We start from the raw sequence: 231 nt of genomic DNA on the forward strand, positions 1-231 counted from the left end.
CGCACGCCAGCGCCGTTAGCCACGCCAACAATCGCTTCGGCAAGGGCTTCAGAGAGTTCGTAGGTCGGCATAAACGCGCCGCTACCCACTTTCACGTCCATCACCAGCGCGTCCAGACCTTCCGCAAGTTTCTTCGCCAGAATAGAGGCGGTGATCAGCGGGATGGAGTCCACGGTTGCGGTAATATCACGGGTCGCGTAGAAACGTTTATCAGCCGGAGCCAGTGAACTG

1 pseudogene is annotated in these 231 nt (G+C 58.4%); it reads right to left on the reverse strand.

Annotated elements, in window-relative coordinates:
• Positions 1–231, reverse strand: a pseudogene (locus V5P19_RS24640) (thymidine phosphorylase); the annotation flags it as partial.

This window comes from Enterobacter sp. UNJFSC 003, from assembly GCF_036903355.1.
Classification (GTDB): domain Bacteria; phylum Pseudomonadota; class Gammaproteobacteria; order Enterobacterales; family Enterobacteriaceae; genus Enterobacter.